The organism is Agrobacterium sp. SORGH_AS 787, from assembly GCF_030819035.1.
Lineage (GTDB): Bacteria > Pseudomonadota > Alphaproteobacteria > Rhizobiales > Rhizobiaceae > Agrobacterium > Agrobacterium larrymoorei_B.
In genome coordinates, this window is record NZ_JAUTBG010000001.1 from 1,366,257 (window position 1) to 1,384,182 (window position 17,926).

15 protein-coding genes and 1 pseudogene are annotated in these 17,926 nt (G+C 58.3%); 6 read left to right on the plus strand and 10 right to left on the minus strand.

Annotated features, from left to right (window positions below; translation table 11 throughout):
• Positions 1 to 6 precede the first annotated feature (6 nt).
• The 5 genes from QE435_RS05990 to QE435_RS06010 all read right to left on the minus strand — a co-directional run bounded on the left by QE435_RS05990 (position 7) and on the right by QE435_RS06010 (position 4,503).
• Positions 7 to 1,134 carry an efflux RND transporter periplasmic adaptor subunit gene (locus QE435_RS05990; protein ID WP_349041138.1) on the minus strand — a complete coding sequence of 376 codons (1,128 nt, stop codon included), beginning with the start codon at positions 1,132 to 1,134 and terminating at the stop codon, positions 7 to 9.
• Between the two features lie 94 nt (positions 1,135 to 1,228).
• Positions 1,229 to 1,786, minus strand: a complete 558-nt coding sequence (locus QE435_RS05995) for a TetR/AcrR family transcriptional regulator (protein ID WP_349040607.1) — start codon at positions 1,784 to 1,786, stop codon at positions 1,229 to 1,231.
• 384 nt (positions 1,787 to 2,170) lie between these two features.
• The gene (locus QE435_RS06000; RefSeq protein WP_349040608.1) at positions 2,171 to 2,929 is read right to left on the minus strand and encodes an amino acid ABC transporter ATP-binding protein; all 759 of its coding nucleotides are present in this window, start codon (positions 2,927 to 2,929) and stop codon (positions 2,171 to 2,173) included.
• Positions 2,926 to 3,606, minus strand: coding sequence for an amino acid ABC transporter permease (locus QE435_RS06005; RefSeq protein ID WP_306928665.1), 681 nt, complete (start codon positions 3,604 to 3,606; stop codon positions 2,926 to 2,928). The genes QE435_RS06000 and QE435_RS06005 overlap by 4 nt, the downstream gene beginning before the upstream one ends.
• 111 nt (positions 3,607 to 3,717) lie before the next feature.
• The gene (locus tag QE435_RS06010) at positions 3,718 to 4,503 is read right to left on the minus strand and encodes an amino acid ABC transporter substrate-binding protein (RefSeq protein WP_309770024.1); all 786 of its coding nucleotides are present in this window, start codon (positions 4,501 to 4,503) and stop codon (positions 3,718 to 3,720) included.
• Positions 4,504 to 4,890: 387 nt separating this feature from the next.
• Here QE435_RS06010 and katG point away from each other — a divergent pair.
• Positions 4,891 to 7,075 (plus strand): annotated as a pseudogene (katG, locus tag QE435_RS06015) (catalase/peroxidase HPI).
• Positions 7,076 to 7,288: 213 nt separating this feature from the next.
• Here the strand turns inward: katG and QE435_RS06020 are convergent.
• The 3 genes from QE435_RS06020 to QE435_RS06030 all read right to left on the minus strand — a co-directional run bounded on the left by QE435_RS06020 (position 7,289) and on the right by QE435_RS06030 (position 10,477).
• Positions 7,289 to 8,659 carry an IS1182 family transposase gene (locus QE435_RS06020; protein ID WP_349040609.1) on the minus strand — a complete coding sequence of 457 codons (1,371 nt, stop codon included), beginning with the start codon at positions 8,657 to 8,659 and terminating at the stop codon, positions 7,289 to 7,291.
• A 103-nt stretch (positions 8,660 to 8,762) separates the two neighbouring features.
• A complete protein-coding gene (locus tag QE435_RS06025; RefSeq protein WP_062427614.1) occupies positions 8,763 to 9,866 on the minus strand; it encodes a TRAP transporter substrate-binding protein in 1,104 nt (367 codons plus the stop codon).
• Positions 9,867 to 10,012: 146 nt separating this feature from the next.
• Positions 10,013 to 10,477, minus strand: a complete 465-nt coding sequence (locus QE435_RS06030) for a truncated hemoglobin (protein WP_349040610.1) — start codon at positions 10,475 to 10,477, stop codon at positions 10,013 to 10,015.
• A 149-nt stretch (positions 10,478 to 10,626) separates the two neighbouring features.
• Between QE435_RS06030 and QE435_RS06035 the strand changes: the two genes are divergently transcribed.
• Positions 10,627 to 10,986 (plus strand): response regulator, encoded by a 360-nt coding sequence (locus QE435_RS06035; protein ID WP_062427616.1) that lies wholly within the window; start codon positions 10,627 to 10,629, stop codon positions 10,984 to 10,986.
• A 288-nt stretch (positions 10,987 to 11,274) separates the two neighbouring features.
• Complete coding sequence (clpB, locus tag QE435_RS06040; protein WP_306928655.1) at positions 11,275 to 13,893, plus strand: ATP-dependent chaperone ClpB; 2,619 nt, start codon at positions 11,275 to 11,277, stop codon at positions 13,891 to 13,893.
• Between the two features lie 60 nt (positions 13,894 to 13,953).
• On the opposite strand, the gene hpt is transcribed toward clpB, so the two are convergent.
• On the minus strand, positions 13,954 to 14,499 hold the full coding sequence (hpt, locus tag QE435_RS06045; protein WP_309770027.1) for a hypoxanthine phosphoribosyltransferase: 546 nt from the start codon (positions 14,497 to 14,499) through the stop codon (positions 13,954 to 13,956).
• A 73-nt stretch (positions 14,500 to 14,572) separates the two neighbouring features.
• Positions 14,573 to 15,241 (minus strand): hypothetical protein, encoded by a 669-nt coding sequence (locus QE435_RS06050; RefSeq protein WP_349041139.1) that lies wholly within the window; start codon positions 15,239 to 15,241, stop codon positions 14,573 to 14,575.
• A 207-nt stretch (positions 15,242 to 15,448) separates the two neighbouring features.
• On the opposite strand from QE435_RS06050, the gene ftsE reads away from it, so the two are divergent.
• The 3 genes from ftsE to QE435_RS06065 all read left to right on the plus strand — a co-directional run bounded on the left by ftsE (position 15,449) and on the right by QE435_RS06065 (position 17,858).
• Positions 15,449 to 16,108, plus strand: coding sequence for a cell division ATP-binding protein FtsE (gene ftsE, locus QE435_RS06055; RefSeq protein WP_062427619.1), 660 nt, complete (start codon positions 15,449 to 15,451; stop codon positions 16,106 to 16,108).
• The gene (locus tag QE435_RS06060; protein ID WP_306928647.1) at positions 16,101 to 17,102 is read left to right on the plus strand and encodes an ABC transporter permease; all 1,002 of its coding nucleotides are present in this window, start codon (positions 16,101 to 16,103) and stop codon (positions 17,100 to 17,102) included. Before ftsE ends, QE435_RS06060 begins: the two co-directional genes overlap by 8 nt.
• 102 nt (positions 17,103 to 17,204) lie before the next feature.
• Positions 17,205 to 17,858 carry a YdcF family protein gene (locus QE435_RS06065; RefSeq protein WP_306928645.1) on the plus strand — a complete coding sequence of 218 codons (654 nt, stop codon included), beginning with the start codon at positions 17,205 to 17,207 and terminating at the stop codon, positions 17,856 to 17,858.
• The last annotated feature ends 68 nt before the right edge of the window (positions 17,859 to 17,926 follow it).

Below are 17,926 nucleotides of genomic sequence, written 5' to 3' on the forward strand. Positions count from 1 at the left end.
GTGACCTTATTGCTTCGGCGCTTGCGCGGCTGCATCGGCAGGCTGTTGCGGCTGCCAGGGTTCCGCAGCGATCTTGCCGCCGGGCTGAACTTTCTGTGCGCCGTCGACGATGATCTTCTCACCAGCCGACAGACCCTTCTCGACAACCCATTCGGTATCGAGAGCCTGTCCGAGTTCGATCGGTCGGGCTTCGGCGGTGCCGTCATCCTTGGCGATATAGACCATCGGCTTGCCCTCGGCGTTACGGAGAACGGCGCGCTGGGGGATGGTGATGGCGTCCTGACGCACGGCCTGTTCGATGCGCACCCGCACATACATGCCGGGCAACAGGTTGCGTTTGGCATTGGGGAATTCCGCACGCAGCGTCACCTGACCGGTGGTGGCATCGACGCTGGCGCTGGCAAAGAGCAGGCGACCGGCATCGGCATAGACCGTGCCGTCATCGAAGACGAGACGCACGCTTGCCTGATCCGGCGCGGGGCTCGCAAGCTTACCCTCCTCGACGGCACGTTTCAGCGCCAGCATGTCCTGCGCCGATTGGGTGAAGTCCGCATAGATGGGGTCGATCTGCTGGATCAGCGCGAGGTTTTGCGCTCCATCTGCCGTGACCAGTGCGCCTTCGGTTACGAGGGCCGCTCCGATGATGCCGGTGATGGGCGCGCGGACTTCCGTGTAGTCGAGGTTGATCTTGGCTTCATCAAGTGCCGCCTGCTGAAGCGCCACATCGGCGTCCGCCTGCGCAAGGTTCACGGCGGCCGTGTCGTATTCGATACCGGTCGCGACGTTGCGCTCGCGCAGCGTCTTCTGGCGTTCAAGCTGCTGGCGGGCATTGGCCTGCGTTGCCTGGGCGCGCTGCAGCGCGGCCTCAGCACTTTCCACCCGCACCTTGAAGAGTTTTGGATCGATGCGGTAGAGAACGTCGTCCTTCTGCACCAGCGTGCCTTGCTGGAAGACCCGCTCCAGGAGAATGCCGGAAACGCGGGCGCGCACTTCCGCCACGCGCGTCGCAGCGACGCGGCCTGGCAGCTCGTTGACGACGGGAACGGCGCGTGTCTTCAATTCAAGAACACCAACGGCAGGCGGGGGCATCTGCATGCCACCTTCCTGCGCGTGCAGCGATGGTCCCGAAAGCATGATAATGCCGCCAAGAAACAGGCTCGCAAGGCGGGGCAAAGCTCTTCTGCTCAGCATTTTTAAAGTCCTCGTCTTCATCGCTATCGAGCGATCGTCATTTTTTATCGGGTAATGAAGCGTAGATGTCTTTGATGCCATCAAGAATGTCGTGCCTTTCGCCGGTCTCCCAACGATGAAAATCGAACAGTTCCATGCAACAGAGACCTGTCAGGGCAAGATAGGCGAGAAGCGCTGCTCGCGGGCGAGGGCCAGCCTTCATCGCTTCGAGGTCGGCCTTCGTCCATGCCCGCATGCGCTCATGAAGCTTTTCCTCGCTGGACATGGCTGCCGAAATGGCGAGGCACACAGCACGGTCGATATCGTCCGGCGCTTCTTCCGCCAGGCTGATCCGGCCAAAAAGCTCTGGATGAGGTGCTTTGCCATGGGAACTGACGGCCTCGCGGATACGGCTTTCTTCGGCGGTCATGTGGCGATCGATCAGCGCTTCGAGAAGCGCGCTTTTCGATTTGTGATCATAGACGACACGCGACTTGCTGACCCCGGCTTCCTGCGCCACCGCATCGATGGAGAGCCCTGCCGCGCCATCGCGCATGACAACGCGCTCGGCAGCATCGAGAATATCGTCGGTTTTGATCTTGCGGGTTCTAGCCATGAAACATCCTTTGAGAAAATTTAAGTACGAACGTTCGTTTTTAAAATCAAGCGGTTTCTGCGGGCGCTCCGCATTCGGATGTTATTATTTTTGGCAATTCTAATAATGATGATTTTCTAGTGGCTTATAAAATGATGCTACGCAATATCCGTATCACCAATGATGTGAAGTTTGTAACGCGGTCACGCAGATTTGACGCAAGATGCGGGCGCCCACGGCGACCGCAGGCGAAGCCAGAGCGCGCACGTTCTCTTTGAACGACTGCGCCCGCTCTGAAACTTACGCATGCTCCTTTTCGAACATTGATTTTTGCGGCGATGCTGTCGCCCGATGTGCAGACGGCCTACTGGAGCGTGTGGCGCAAAGACGGAAGCTTGAAACGGACTATGACAGGGTTTGGGCCGCGTTGATGGAGGAGACGAAACGCCGTGTCCGTTCATGCTGCGGGGCCCGGAAGATCGCGTCCGAGCTGCCGGTCTCAACCACCCTGCCGGCTTCAAGAAACACGACAAGGCTGGCGATCTTTGAGGCGAGGCGCAGATCATGCGTTGCCATGACCATGGTCGTGCCTTCCCGCGCCAATTGCCCCAGGACTTCGACCACTTCTGCGGAGAGTTCGGGATCGAGCGCCGAGGTCGGTTCGTCGCAGAGCAGAACCTTGGGCGAAGGTGCAAGGGCACGGGCAATCGCGACACGCTGTTGTTGGCCGCCCGAGAGATTCGCAGGCCAGGCATCCGCCTTGTGCGCCATACCGACCTTTGTCAAAAGCTCCATCGCTCTCGCACGCGCTTTTTCAATCGGCCATTTCTGCACGACGAGAAGGCCTTCCATGACGTTCTCGATCGCGGTTCTGTGCGGGAAGAGCTGGAAATTCTGGAAAACCATGCCCGTCTGGCGGCGGATCTTTTGGATTTCCGGCCATGCGACCTTGCGACCATGATGGAAGGACACGCTGTCCGAGCCGATCCGCACCGTGCCCTCGCTCGGCAGTTCAAGCAGATTGATGCAGCGCAGTAGCGTGCTTTTGCCGCCGCCGGAAGGTCCGACGAGAGCCGTCACGCTGCCTTCCGGAAAGCTCAGCGTAATGTCCTTCAGGATCACGGCATCGCCGAAGCGCTTTTCGATGTTGGTGAGTTCGATCATCGGTTGCTCTCCATCATGCCGCCATAACGGGCAAAGCGCGCTTCAAGTCGCGCCTGTAGTGTCGATAGAACAGAGCTCAGGGCAAGGTAGATGAGGGCCGCTTCGATGTAGAGGATCAACGGCTCATAAGTCGTGGCGACGATGCGTTGGGCCGATTGGAAGAGTTCCGGTACGGTGATGGCGGCGGCAAGCGAGGTGTCTTTCACCAGCGAGATGAAGGTGTTCGACAAGGGTGGAACGGCAACGCGTCCCGCCTGCGGCAAGATCGTGCGCTGCATGGCTTGGCGCCAGCTCATGCCGGTCGAGAAGGCGGCTTCCCACTGTCCCTTCGGGACGGACGAAATGGCAGCGCGAATGATCTCGGACGTGTAGGCGCCGACATTCAGCGTGAAGCCGATGAGTGCAGCGGGAAATGCATCGAGAAGAATACCAATGCTCGGCAGTCCGTAGAAGATGACGAAGAGCTGAACAAGAAGCGGTGTTCCTCGGATCACCCAGACATAAAAGCGGGCAAGAAGAGCAATGGGTGCCGGTCCGAACAGTCGCGCGACCGCCGTCGCTAGCCCGAGCGCCAAGCCGAAGACGAAGGAGAGTAGGGTCAGCGGTATCGTGAACTTCACCCCGGCCCACAGGAGCGTGGGAAGTGAATCCATCATCAATTGCAGCCAGTGCGGCACGAAGAAACCCTCAAAACAAAAAAGGAAGCCCGGCGGTGGCCGGACTTCGTCTGCGAATGATTATATAAGAAGGATATAGCAGATGCAGCGCATCCGCTATTTAGAAAGAGCTTACTTGGAAACGTCCTGACCGAAATAGGTGTCGGAAATCTTCTTATACGTGCCATCAGCCTTGATGTCTGCAAGCGCCTTGTTGATAGCGGCAACCAGTTCATCATCACCCTTGCGAACGATGATGCCGGAGTAGTCCGCATCCGGCTTCTCGGCAACGATCTTGACCGGTGCCTGCGGCTGCTTCTTCTTGAAGTCCAGGAAGGACAGGCTGTCATTGACGGTCGCATCGGCGCGGCCTGTCAGAACCAGCTGGATCGACTGGTCAAAGCCATCGGTGCCGACCAGTTCGGCGCCCGCTTCAGTCGCAAGCTTGCCGAAGTTGCTGGTGAGCGACTGCGCCGATTTCTTGCCCTTCAGATCTTCAAAGCCCTTGATGTCGGTGTTCTTGTCGCTGACGATCAGCACGGCTTTCGACGCGATATAAGGCTCGGAGAATGCGTATTTCTGCTTGCGTGCCTCTGTAATACCGACCTGATTGATAACGGCGTCGTAGCGCTTGGAGTCGAGACCGGCGATCAGGCCATCCCACTTGCCTTCGATGAATTCCGGTTTTACGCCGAGCTTCTCGGCCACGGCCTGGCCGATTTCGACGTCGAAGCCGACAAGCTTTCCGCTGGCATCATGGAAGGTAAAGGGCGCGTATGTACCCTCGGTGCCGATCTTGATGACACCGGAGGACTTGATCTGATCGAGGTTTTCTCCTGCTGCAGACGGAGAGATTAGCGCGGCGTGCAGCGCAACAGTCGTTGCAGCCGTCGTTACGATTGTCTTGAGCAAGCCCATTGGTATTTCCTTTTCCCTGTGTCCGGATGCCATCGCTCCGGTTGATGTCTCATCCCATAAAGCGTGATGTATTAAACGGCAGAAACGTTCAAAAAGATGCGGAGACGGAGAATATTTTTGCTGATTTTTTCATCTGTTGGCGGCTTCTCCGGCAGTAGCGGCCTGAGCGCGATGAGTGGGGAGTTTGATAATTATTTCCTATCGATGTAATCGGTAAATCCAACTTAAAACTATCACATCTATTGGCTAAGACATGAACCGCGAGGAGCACCGCGCTGGCTCCATCTTATAAGATGGGGTTGATCGTGCGACGAGTGGGCGGGCCATATTTCCGCAACCGCTCTTCATTGAATTTGATGATTTGATTTAGCAAAGCAGGAGAACATCATGGACAATCCCAATGCTAGCGCGGGCAAATGTCCCGTCGCACATTCTTCCCCGCGCGGAAGAGGCAATCGTGACTGGTGGCCCGATCAGCTGGATATCCAGAAGCTTCACCAGCATTCCAGCCTGTCCGACCCGATGGGCAAGGACTTCGACTACGCCGAAGCGTTCAAGTCGCTCGACCTGCAGGCCGTGAAGAACGACCTTCATGCGTTGATGACGGATTCGCAGGACTGGTGGCCGGCGGATTTCGGTCATTATGGCGGTCTTTTCATCCGCATGGCCTGGCACAGCGCCGGTACATACCGCATCACCGATGGTCGCGGCGGTGCCGGCATGGGCCAGCAGCGTTTGCGCGCCGCTTAACAGCTGGCCGGATAACGCCAACCTCGACAAGGCCCGCCGCCTTCTGTGGCCGATCAAGCAGAAATACGGCAACAAGATTTCCTGGGCAGATCTGATGATCCTTACGGGCAATGTCGCGCTGGAATCCATGGGCTTCAAGACCTTCGGTTTTGCCGGTGGCCGCGCCGATGTCTGGGAGCCGGAAGAGCTCTATTGGGGTCCGGAAGGCACATGGCTTGGCGACGAGCGCTACAGCGGCGAGCGCCAGCTCTCCGAGCCGCTCGGCGCGGTTCAGATGGGTCTGATCTACGTCAACCCGGAAGGCCCGAACGGCAATCCGGATCCGGTTGCCGCTGCCCGCGACATCCGCGAAACCTTTGCCCGCATGGCGATGAACGATGAAGAAACCGTTGCTCTCATTGCAGGCGGCCACACCTTCGGCAAGACGCATGGCGCTGGCGACCCCTCGCTGATCGGCGCAGAGCCTGAAGGCGGCGCGCTCGAAGACCAGGGCCTTGGCTGGAAGAGCAAGTTCGGCACGGGCGTTGGCAAGGATGCCATCACCGGCGGACCGGAAGTGACCTGGACGCAGACCCCGACCCAGTGGAGCAACTACTTCTTCGAAAACCTCTTCAATTTCGAGTGGGAACTGACCACGAGCCCGGCGGGCGCCAAGCAGTGGGTGGCGAAGAACGCGGAGCCGTCCATTCCGGATGCCTTCGATCCTTCGAAGAAAAAGCTGCCGACCATGCTGACGACAGACCTGTCGCTGCGTTTCGACCCCGAATATGAGAAGATTTCGCGTCGCTTCCTGGAGCATCCGGAACAGTTTGCCGATGCTTTCGCTCGTGCATGGTTCAAGCTGACCCATCGCGACATGGGTCCGAAGGTTCGCTACCTTGGTCCGGAAGTTCCGGCCGAAGATCTGATCTGGCAGGACGTCGTTCCGGCTGTAAACCATCCGCTGATCGACGATCAGGACATCGCCGAATTGAAGGCAAAGGTTCTGGCGACCGGTCTTTCGGTTCAGGAACTGGTGTCCACTGCCTGGGCATCCGCTTCTTCCTTCCGCGGTTCGGACAAGCGCGGCGGTGCCAATGGCGCGCGCATTCGCCTGGAGCCACAGAAGAACTGGGAAGCAAACCAGCCCGAGCAGCTTGCAAAGGTTCTGTCGGTTCTCGAAGGCGTGCAGCGTGACTTCAATGCGGCCCAGACGGGCGGCAAGCAGATTTCGCTTGCCGATCTCATCGTGCTGGCAGGTGCTGCCGGTATCGAGAAGGCCGCAAAGGCTGGCGGACAGGATGTGGTCGTTCCGTTCACGCCTGGCCGTGCCGATGCCTCGCAGGAGCAGACGGATGTAGCATCCTTCGCCGCACTTGAGCCGCGCGTCGATGGCTTCCGCAACTATGTCAACGAGAAGCGCCATCAGTTCATGAAGGCAGAGGAAGCACTGATCGACCGCGCTCACCTGCTGACGCTCACCGGTCCTGAAATGACGGCTCTGCTCGGTGGTCTTCGCGTTCTCAACGTCGGCAAGCCGGAGCACGGCGTCTTTACCGACCGTCCCGAAGTGCTGACGAATGACTTCTTCGTCAACCTTCTCGACATGAGCACCCAGTGGGCTCCTGTCGCTGGCGAAAAGGGCGTCTACGAGGGCCGTGATCGCAACACCAATGCAGTCAAGTGGACCGGCACGCGCGTCGACTTGATCTTCGGTTCGCACTCGCAGCTTCGCGCCTTCGCGGAGGTCTATGCCTCTGCCGATGCCGGACGCAAGTTCACCAAGGACTTCGTCGCTGCCTGGAACAAGGTGATGAACGCCGACCGCTTCGATCTCGTTTGATTTCTGAGGCCAGAAAATAAAGAAGGGGCGTGATGAAAGTCGCGCCCCTTTTCATTTGGCCTGACAACAAAAAAGCCATCCGTACTCGACGGATGGCTTCAGACCGCTGACAAACCCGCCGATTTTTTCGGCGGGTTTGTCTGTTTCTGGATGATGAAGTTTGTTGATCTGCTTGTGCGATGCTGAATAGGAGATGAGATTAGGCTGATCTCGTCATCCCCAGGCAGGTTTGGGTGTTTTCGTTACCGCCATTGCGATCTTCTTGATGTTTTGTGCAGCCGCGGCGATGAGGCACTGCCATCTGACCTTGGTCAGGCCGCGGAAGCGGGCATAGCGGTGCCCGTGAAGCTGTTTGGCATCAGCAAAGGATCGCTCCACCGTTTCCTTGCGCCGCTTGTAGATCGCCTTGCCCCGTGCCGTCTTTCGCTGAGCGTCGGTTCGCTCACGCGCATCTTGCCAGACATGGCGGGTGATGGTGCGTTCTGACCTGGCGCTTGCTGTGCATGATGCCAGAAGCGGACAGTCACGGCAGATGGATGGGTCTGAGCGATAGTGCTTGTAACCGCTGCGGTCGGTGGTGGCATAGGTGAGCAATTGTCCTTGCGGGCAGCGATAGCCATCGGTCTCTGTCTCGTAGACGAACGTCGACTTGCGCATCATCCCGTCTCTGGGTGGCGTCGGGTTGCGATAGCCGGTCACGCCGAGTATCTCTCTGTCCTCCAGCCCCCTGGCAATGCCTGGCGTGGCATAGCCAGCGTCCAGCCCAACCGCGCCGACATGGAAGTCGAAGCGTTGGCGCTGTCGATCGAGACGCTCCAAGTAGACGATACTGTCGTGCACATTGGCCGGCGTCACATGCGTGTCGGTGATGATCGCATGGTGCCCGTCAACCGTGCGGTGATCGAGATAGAAGAAGCCCTTAGGCTTGCCGTCACGCACCATGTAACCGCTATCTGGATCGGTACGACTGACCTTCGTCTCCTTCACCTCCGGCTCGCGCTCTTTCGCCTTCAACGGCTTCTGTCCATGGGACATGCGCTCCGCTTCGATCGCCCGATCGAGATCGGCCCAGTAATCGGCACGCGATTTCTGAAGCAGGGCCAGATCGTATTTGCCCTTGTTGGCATTGGCCTTCAGGTGGGTGGAATCCGTATAGAGCACAGTCCCGTCCACCAGACCGTGCCCGATCGCCTGCTCTACGATCGCATCAAAGATGTCCTGGGCAACGGATGTGTCGTTAAAGCGACGGCGACGGTTTTGCGATAGCGTCGAGGCGTCGAAGACGGGGTCCGTCAGCTTCAGCGCCAAGAACCAGCGATAAGCGACATTCACCTCGATCTCGCGTACCAACTGCCGTTCCGAGCGCACACCGAACAGGTAGCCGATGAACAGCGCCTTGAACATCAAGGTCGGGTCGAGCGGTGGACGACCGTTGTCGGCGCAGTAGAGGCCTGCAACACGATCATGGATAAATGAGAAGTCGATCACCGCGTCGATCTTGCGAAGCAGGTGATCCTTCGGGACCAAGCTATCGAGCGTCACCATCTCGAGAGCGGTCTGTTCAGGAGCAGGTTTCTTCAACATGTCCCAATGAATCATAAACCCTCAACTCACGCCAGGGGTTTGTCAGCAGTCTGAAGCCATCCGTACTCGACGGATGGCTTTACGTTGGGTGCCTAGACGATGCTTAGAGTGTGCCGTTGCGCTGCTGGATCATCATGTAGGTGTCGTAGGTGTATTCGGCGATCTGTGCCCAGAGATAGGCATCTTTCTTAAAGGCCTGCTGGCTTTCGTAAATGGTTTTGAAGTCTGGGTTCACCGAAGAAATGCCGGCATAGGTTTCGACTGCGGCCTTATGGCAGACGTCGAGGATTTCCTGGCTGAAGGGGCGAAGGATTGCGCCTTGTGCCACGAGTTCCTTGAGGGCCTTCGGGTTCTGCGCGTCGTAGCGTTCCAGCATATAGGCGTTTCCGGCGGCGCAGGCGTCTTTCAGGATGCGCTTATAGTTTTCCGGCAGGCCGTTATACTTCTCCAGATTGATGAAGGCGTGAACGGCGGGGCCGCCCTCCCACCAAGCGGGGTAGTAGTAATATTTGGCGACCTTGTAGAAGCCGAGCTTCTGGTCGTCATAGGGGCCGACGAACTCCGTTGCGTCGATCGTGCCCTTTTCAAGAGCGGCATAGACGTCACCGCCAGCGATCTGCTGGGGAGTGACGCCGACCTTCTGCATGACCTGGCCGGCAAGTCCGGCGATGCGCATCTTCAAGCCTTTGAGGTCATCGATGGTGTTGATTTCCTTGCGGAACCAGCCGCCCATCTGCGCGCCCGTATTGCCGAGCAGGATGGAATAGATGTTGTGCTTGGCAAAAAAAGCGTTCAGCAGATCGTTGCCGCCAGCCTGATTGAACCAGGCATTGGTCTGGCGCGCATTGAGGCCGAAGGGAATGGCAGTTCCGAGCGCGAAAGTCGGATCTTTGCCGACATAGTAATAGGAGCAGGTGTGGGCCATCTCGACCGTTCCGGCGCTGACTGCATCTGCCGCCTGGAGGGCCGGGACGATTTCGCCGCCGGCGAAATGCTGGATGACGAAGTTACCGCCCGAAGCTTCCTTCACATGATCGGCAACCAGCTGACCTGCGCCAAAGAGAATATCCAGCCCCTTGGTAAAGGAGGAGGTCATACGCCATGTGATCTGCGGGTTTTCCTGCGCGATAGCCGGTGCTGCGAGTGCTGCTGCTGTTACGCCTGCGCCTGCGGCGCCTGCGTTTCTGATAAACGATCTGCGATCCATCACTGATTGCCTTGACTGAAGCTTCGGCGAACCGCTTGGTACGCCTCCCGCCAATGTAATAACCACGTCCGATTGCAGCCTTCAAGACAATAGTGGTGATATTTCGGCCAGCCTTGAGTAACCTCAAGTTGAGATCGGCAACCCGGTCAGGCTTTAAGCGCCGGATCGTCAAAGGCAGGGTTGTAGAAGAGGGAGAGCGTCAGGCTTCTGGCGATGCGCTCCGCGGTTTGCATGAACCAGTCACGCGCTTCCTTCGTCGGCGCGATCTCATCCAGCGTTTGGGAAAACAAGGTCAGCCATTGGGGAAAGAGATCGGCGCTCATGCCGCCGACACCCATATGCGCCTGGACCGGCTTTCCGCCGTAGGCGCCAGTCTTGAATGCAACGGAAGACCAGAAGCTCTTCATCTTTTTCATGTGTTCCGGCCAGCGGCCTGAAAGCCGGTTGTCGAAGACAGGCCCAAGCGTGTCATGCTTACGGACACGCTCGTAGAAAGTCTCGACCAGTTTGGAAATAAAGGCCGCATCGACACCCATGCGCGCCATATCCCTTTCGGCGCGTTCTCGCATTGCGGCGCTGTGCGCAGCTCTTGCTGCCAAGTCTTCACTCATCGGTTATCGGGTCTGCCATGGATGGGGTGGAACGCAAATGTGGCATGGGTTGTTAACCATGCCACCGGTGGCCTCGCCGTCATTTACCTATTGCAAAGGGAAATGACCGAGTTTGGGCTCGCTGGAATGAATACCAGGAGCAATGGAAGATGGCCAGAATTCTCATTACCGAAGACGAAGACGCTCTGCGTACGTTTGTCGCCCGGGCGCTTCGCCTGGATGGACACGAAACCCACGAGGCCGCCGATGGCGAGCAGGGGTTCGAAAAACTGAGCGAACAGGATTTCGATCTTCTCCTGTCCGATATCCGCATGCCGGTGATGGACGGGATCGAACTGGCGCATCGTGCCTCGACGCAATATCCCAACCTCAAAATCCTGCTGATGACGGGCTATGCCGAGCAGCGTGAGCGTGCGGACGACCTTGTCACCAAGATCATCGATGTCGTTCCCAAGCCCTTCGCATTGCCGGACATCCGCCTTGCCGTGGCCCGCGCTCTCGCGGCCTGACGCCATTCGCGACGGGTTTGCTAACCTGTCGCTTCTGCGGCTTTTGCCGTTGCTTTGAAAACGGGCCGCAGAATTTTGCATGCATCGCTACCGCATGCTCTTTAAAGGCGTAAAACACCCCCCATATCCTTACTAGGTAAGCCGCGGCGGTCAAACGCGCCAAGGCTACGCGGCATTTGCAAATCTATCATGTGAGATGCCGAAGAGGGGTCTGCCGCTTCCGGGGGCTCCAATCCCAATGTGCCGATCTGTGCCGAAGGCGGGCAGGCCGGCAAAGGAGGTTATGATATGAACATTGAAAAATACTCAGAGCGGGTACGTGGATTTCTTCAATCCGCCCAGACCTATGCGCTGGCGCAAAACCACCAGCAATTCTCGGCCGAGCATGTGCTGAAGGCGTTGTTGGACGACGACCAGGGAATGGCGTCCTCACTCATCGAACGCGCTGGCGGCGATCCCAAGGAAGCAAGGCTTGCCAATGATGCGGCCCTCGCGAAACTGCCCAAGGTTTCCGGTGGCAGCGGCGGTCTTTCGCTGACGGCACCGCTTGCCAAGGTCTTTGCGACTGCTGAAGACCTGTCGAAAAAAGCAGGCGACAGTTTCGTAACCGTCGAGCGGCTGCTTCAGGCACTTGCTATCGAGACATCCGCGTCGACATCCGCATCGCTCAAAAAGGCAGGTGTGACGGCGCAGGCTCTCAATCAGGCGATCAACGATATCCGCAAGGGCCGCACCGCCGATAGCGCCAATGCCGAACAGGGCTTCGATGCTCTGAAGAAGTTTGCTCGCGACCTGACGGCGGAAGCGCGCGAAGGCAAGCTCGACCCGGTGATCGGCCGCGATGACGAAATTCGCCGGACGATCCAGGTTCTGTCGCGCCGCACGAAGAACAACCCCGTGCTCATCGGCGAACCGGGCGTCGGTAAAACGGCGATCGCCGAAGGCTTGGCGTTGCGCATCATCAATGGCGACGTGCCGGAAAGCTTGAAAGACAAGAAGCTTATGGCGCTCGATATGGGTGCGCTCATTGCCGGTGCGAAGTATCGCGGTGAGTTCGAAGAGCGTCTGAAGGCTGTGCTGAACGAGGTGCAAGCCGAAGCCGGTGGCATCATTCTCTTCATCGACGAAATGCATACGCTGGTCGGAGCCGGTAAGGCAGATGGCGCCATGGATGCGTCCAACCTCCTGAAGCCTGCCCTGGCACGCGGCGAGCTGCACTGCGTTGGCGCCACCACGCTCGATGAGTACCGCAAGCATGTCGAAAAGGACCCAGCCCTTGCCCGTCGCTTCCAGCCAGTTCTGGTTGATGAGCCGACGGTCGAGGACACGATCTCGATCCTGCGCGGTCTGAAAGAAAAATACGAGCAGCACCACAAGGTCCGTATCTCGGATTCGGCCCTGGTTGCGGCTGCGACCCTTTCGAACCGCTACATCACCGATCGCTTCCTGCCGGACAAGGCCATCGACCTGATGGACGAAGCCGCATCGCGCCTGCGCATGCAGGTGGATTCCAAGCCGGAAGAGCTGGACGAACTGGATCGTCGCATCATCCAGCTCAAGATCGAGCGCGAAGCCTTGAAGCAGGAGACGGATGCATCTTCGGCTGACCGGCTGAAGAGGCTCGAAGATGAGCTGACCGATACGGAAGAAAAGGCGGATGCCCTGACGGCCCGTTGGCAGGCGGAAAAGCAGAAGCTTGGCCATGCCGCGGATCTGAAGAAGCAGCTTGAAGAAGCACGCAACGAATTGGCGATTGCCCAGCGCAACGGTCAGTTCCAGCGCGCTGGTGAGTTGACCTACGGCATCATTCCAGGCCTGGAAAAGGAACTGGCTGCGGCGGAAGAGCGCGACAGCAACGGTGCCGCCTCCATGGTGCAGGAAGTGGTGACGGCGGACAACATCGCCCAGGTCGTCTCCCGCTGGACGGGTATTCCCGTCGACAAGATGCTGGAAGGTCAGCGCGAGAAGCTGCTGCGCATGGAAGACGAACTCAGCAAGTCCGTGGTGGGCCAGGGTGAAGCGGTTCAGGCCGTATCCAGGGCGGTACGCCGTGCGCGTGCCGGTCTGCAAGACCCGAACCGGCCGATCGGCTCCTTCATCTTCCTCGGCCCGACGGGCGTGGGTAAGACGGAGCTGACAAAGGCGCTCGCTCGCTTTCTCTTCGACGACGAAACCGCGATGGTTCGCCTCGACATGTCGGAATATATGGAGAAGCACTCCGTTGCCCGGCTGATCGGTGCGCCTCCGGGCTACGTCGGCTATGAAGAGGGTGGTGCGCTGACGGAAGCGGTTCGCCGCCGTCCGTACCAGGTTGTGCTGTTCGACGAAATCGAAAAGGCGCATCCGGACGTCTTCAACGTCCTGTTGCAGGTGCTGGATGACGGCCGTCTGACCGATGGCCAGGGCCGCACTGTCGATTTCAAGAACACCATCATTATCATGACCTCGAACCTCGGTTCAGAGTTCCTGACGCAGATGGGCGACAGCGACAATGTCGACTCGGTCCGTGAAATGGTGATGGAGCGCGTGCGTGGTCATTTCCGACCCGAGTTCCTGAACCGTATCGACGACATCATCCTCTTCCATCGCCTGCATCGCGATGAGATGGGTGCGATTGTCGATATCCAGCTTCGCCGCCTCGTTTCGCTGCTCAGCGATCGCAAGATCACGCTCGAACTGGATGAGGATGCACGGACCTGGCTTGCCAACAAGGGTTACGACCCTGCCTATGGTGCACGCCCACTGAAGCGTGTCATCCAGAAATCCGTTCAGGACAGGCTGGCGGAGATGATCCTGGGTGGCGAGGTTCCGGATGGTTCCACCGTCAAGGTGACTGCCGGCACCGACAGGCTGCTGTTCAAGGTCAAGCCCAACGCGTCGCATGATGGCGTGGCAGACGCTGCCTAAATTGATTAAGGGCTCCTTCGGGAGCCCTTTTTGGTTATGACCGATTTTTGAGAAAACAGATTATTCCGCATCGCCAGTGACGACGCCCACGAAAGGCAATTCGCGGAAGGCATAGGCCACATCCATGCCGTAGCCGACAACGAAGTAATCCGGGCATTCGAAGCCGACGAAGTCTGCTTCCAGATCTTCCTTGCGCTTGACCTTCTTGTCCAGCAGCACGGCAATGGAAACGTTGCGGGCGCCACGCTCGTAGAGCAGTTCCTTGGCGAAACGCAGGGTACGACCGGATTCGAGGATATCGTCGATCAGAAGAACGTCGCGATCCTTTACGTCGCTATCGATATCCTTGACGATCTTCACGCCTTGCGAAACGGTGCCGGTGCCATAGCTGGAGAGCGTGATGAACTCGACTTCCGGTGCAAGTCCACTATCGTGCAGGGCGCGGATGAGGTCGGCAGCAAAAATGAAGGAGCCCTTCAACACCGCAATGACCAGCAGATCCTTCGTCGGACCCTGGGCGATATGCTTTGCCATATCGCGGTTGCGCTCGGCGATCTGGTCGGCTGTGTAAAGCGGCTCGATGTTTTTTCCACGAACGACGGGCATGGTATCTCCTGCATTGCTCCGCAGACAGACAGATACTGCCGGCGGATGGAATGAAGGGGTTGCGGTAGCACAGTCAGCGGGCGGAAGCATCCGTTTCGATAAAGGAAAGCTTGATTTCCGGCGTTTTTCCACCGGGATGGCGCAGTTTTGCCGAGAAGCCGTGGCTCTGGCCCGGTCCAATTTCGGGGACGGGTGGCTCGATCAGCATGCTTGCGACCTTCTCTCCCTTCGCGGCGAAGAGATCGGCGCGGATGGAGGGGACCTCCTGGATGTTGTCGGTCATGTTGTCGACAATCCCGTTGATCACCAGAACTTCCATGCCACCTGCATCCTGCGGGGTGATGCTGATATGGGTGATGGCGAGTGGGTCCGGTGCCGCTGCAACGGCCTGTGTGTTCGTTGGAAGCACGGAAAAGCCACCGGACATGAAAAACATGCCAACGGCTGCGGCTGCGACAACGGCCGAATAGCCATCGACCGAAAGCGAGGAGAGCTTACGGTCGACCCAAGCGATCATCGCTTCAAACGTCTCGAGCGCACCGACAGTTCTGTGCTTGCCTTGTTGATAAGCCTTGCGTCGATTGTCGTTTCCGTAGTCACGATAGACCGTTTCCTTTACGGTCACGAAGTCGGCGTCGATCGTTTCCGGTCGCATAGCGGCTCTTGTCTTCGGCCGTACAGGCGTATCTGGCATCAAAAGGTCGTAATCATGTGCCGTTTGTTTGCGAAATGGACGGAACATAGCCATGAAGTCCCTTGGTCAGTTTTTCAGCCCAAGTTCACCCTGGGCATTGAAAGGAATCTTGACCAGTCGTAAATTTAATTGGTTAACGCTTCGCAAAGATCGCTTGCTTCGAGCCGCGTTTCCCGCCACTCGCGGGCAAGAAGCGATGGGGCGGAGATTCGAAGACGCTCAAGCGGACCGGAAAAGAAAGAGACTGGAAAAGCGTTGATCCATTTCGAAAATGTCGGGCTGCGTTACGGTATGGGCCCGGAAATTCTCAGGGACATGACCTTCGATATTCCCAAAGGGTCCTTCCAGTTCCTGACCGGTCCGTCCGGTGCGGGCAAGACGACGCTTCTGCGCTTGCTGCTGATGTCGCTGCAGCCGACCCGCGGCCATATCCGCATGTTTAACCGCGATATCTCACGCATCCCGCGAAGCGAGCTTCCAATGCTGCGCCGGCGCGTCGGCATCGTGTTTCAGGATTTTCGTCTGCTCGATCATCTGACCACCTATGAGAACGTCGCCTTGCCTTTGCGCGTTCGCGGTAAGGAAGAAAGCGCCTATCGCAACGATGTGATCGAGCTTTTGAAGTGGGTCGGGCTTGGAGAGCGCGTCAACGTTCTTCCCGCCATTCTTTCGGGCGGGGAAAAGCAGCGCGCCGCAATCGCACGCGCGCTGATGGACCAGCCGGAAATCCTCTTGGCCGATGAGCCGACTGGTAACGTCGATCCGCCCATGGCGAAGAGGCTGCTCAATCTCTTTCTGGAACTCAACCGTCTGGGCACCGCCGTCGTCATCGCCACCCATGATTTTGGCTTGATGGATCAGGTGGATGCACGCCGGATGATTTTGACCGAAGGGCGGCTCGACATTTATGAATGAGATGAACCGCAAGACGCTGAAGCCGAGAGCGCCGCAGCAGGGCGCACCGCAGATGCGCATCCGCCCGATGGCGCCGATCCTGCCGCCCTCCAATATTCAGGGCAATGCGCTGATCGTCGTTATTGCCATCATGGCGTTTCTCGCCTGTCTGACGCTCGGTGCCGTCAGCATGGTGCGCGCGACTGCCGCTAGTTGGCAGAGCCAGATTTCGCGTGAGATCACCATTCAGATCAAACCCGAAGACGGCCTCGATATGAATGCGGCGCTCAACAAGGCCCGCAATCTGGCGCTGGGTTTTGTCGGCACCCGCGAAGGCACGATCATGGACGATGCCGCGACAAGCCGCCTCTTGGAGCCATGGCTGGGCTCCGGGCTCGATCTGTCTGAGCTGCCGGTCCCGCGTCTCGTGATTATCACCATCGATGAAAACAACCCGCCGGACTTCGAAGCCATGCGGGCAATGCTGAAGACCGAAATCCCACAGGCCTTTCTCGACGACCACCGCACCTGGGTGGATCGTCTGGTCTCCATGGCGCATACGACAGTGATGATCGGTGTGGGCGTGCTGGTGCTGGTCTTCACCGCCATGGTGCTGACGGTGATCTTTGCCACGCGCGGGGCACTGTCCGGCAACCGGCACATTGTCGAGGTGCTGCATTTCGTCGGTGCCGAAAGCGGATTCGTCGCACGCGAATTCCAGAAGCACTTTTTAAAGATCAGCCTCAAGGGATCGGGGGCGGGCAGTGCTGTTGCCGCGCTCGTCTTTGTTGCCGCCGGCTTCTGGCAGTCGCGCTCCCTTGCAACACCGCAAAGCGATCAGGCCACCGCCTTGTTCGGCTCCTTCTCGGTCGGCATCGACGGCTATCTCGGTATTCTCGCGACCATGATCATCATTTCCCTGCTGACGACGATCACGGCGCGCATGACGGTGATCCGTACCATCGACGAGATCGACCGTATCCGTTCAGACCCGTCGAAGAGCGATGGCTTGTAAGCAGGTTTGGTGGTTGAGGGCCGGGCACAACCGCCTGTTCCTTGCCATAGTCCCTGCTTATGGTAACTCATGGCAATGAGTCGCATAGACCGGCACGATCATATGGCTGATTCGCCGCGGAACCGATTGTTCTCGCGACGCGGGCCCTTGCGCCGCTTCATCCGCGTCGCCATCCTCATTTTTGTTGTGACCGCCGGTGCCGTCTTCGGCGGATTTCTTTGGTTTGCCGATTCCGTTGCAACCATGCGCCCACCGGAAGGCGCAAGAGCCGATGCCATTATCGTCCTGACCGGGGGGTATCAGCGGATCGACCAGGCGGTCGGATTGTTGCGCGATAAGGTCGGCAAGCGGCTTCTGATTTCCGGCGTCAACCCATCCACGACACGCGCACAGATCCGGAAGATGACGCAGAGTTCGCCCGATCTCTTCGCCTGCTGTGTCGATATGGGTTACAAGGCGATCGACACGATCGGTAACGCCAATGAGGCGGCAGGCTGGATCCGCGACAAGGGCTATACCTCGATCGTCGTCGTGACCAACAACTACCATATGCATCGAAGCCTGCATGAGCTTAGAAGCGCCAGCCCCAATACGGAATTCATCGCCTATCCGGTCATCAACTCCGATTTGAGCCGCACCAACTGGTTTGCCAATCCCGACGTGTTGCGCACCATGATGTATGAATACGCGAAATTCGTCGTCGCCGCTCTCCGCGACCTGACAGGGATCGGCAAGGGCAACGGCCTGAGGGACTAAAGCCTGTCGCGCAAAAGCGTGAAGCGGTGTTGCGGCATCCCTTGCGACGAGACCAATACTCGTCGCGT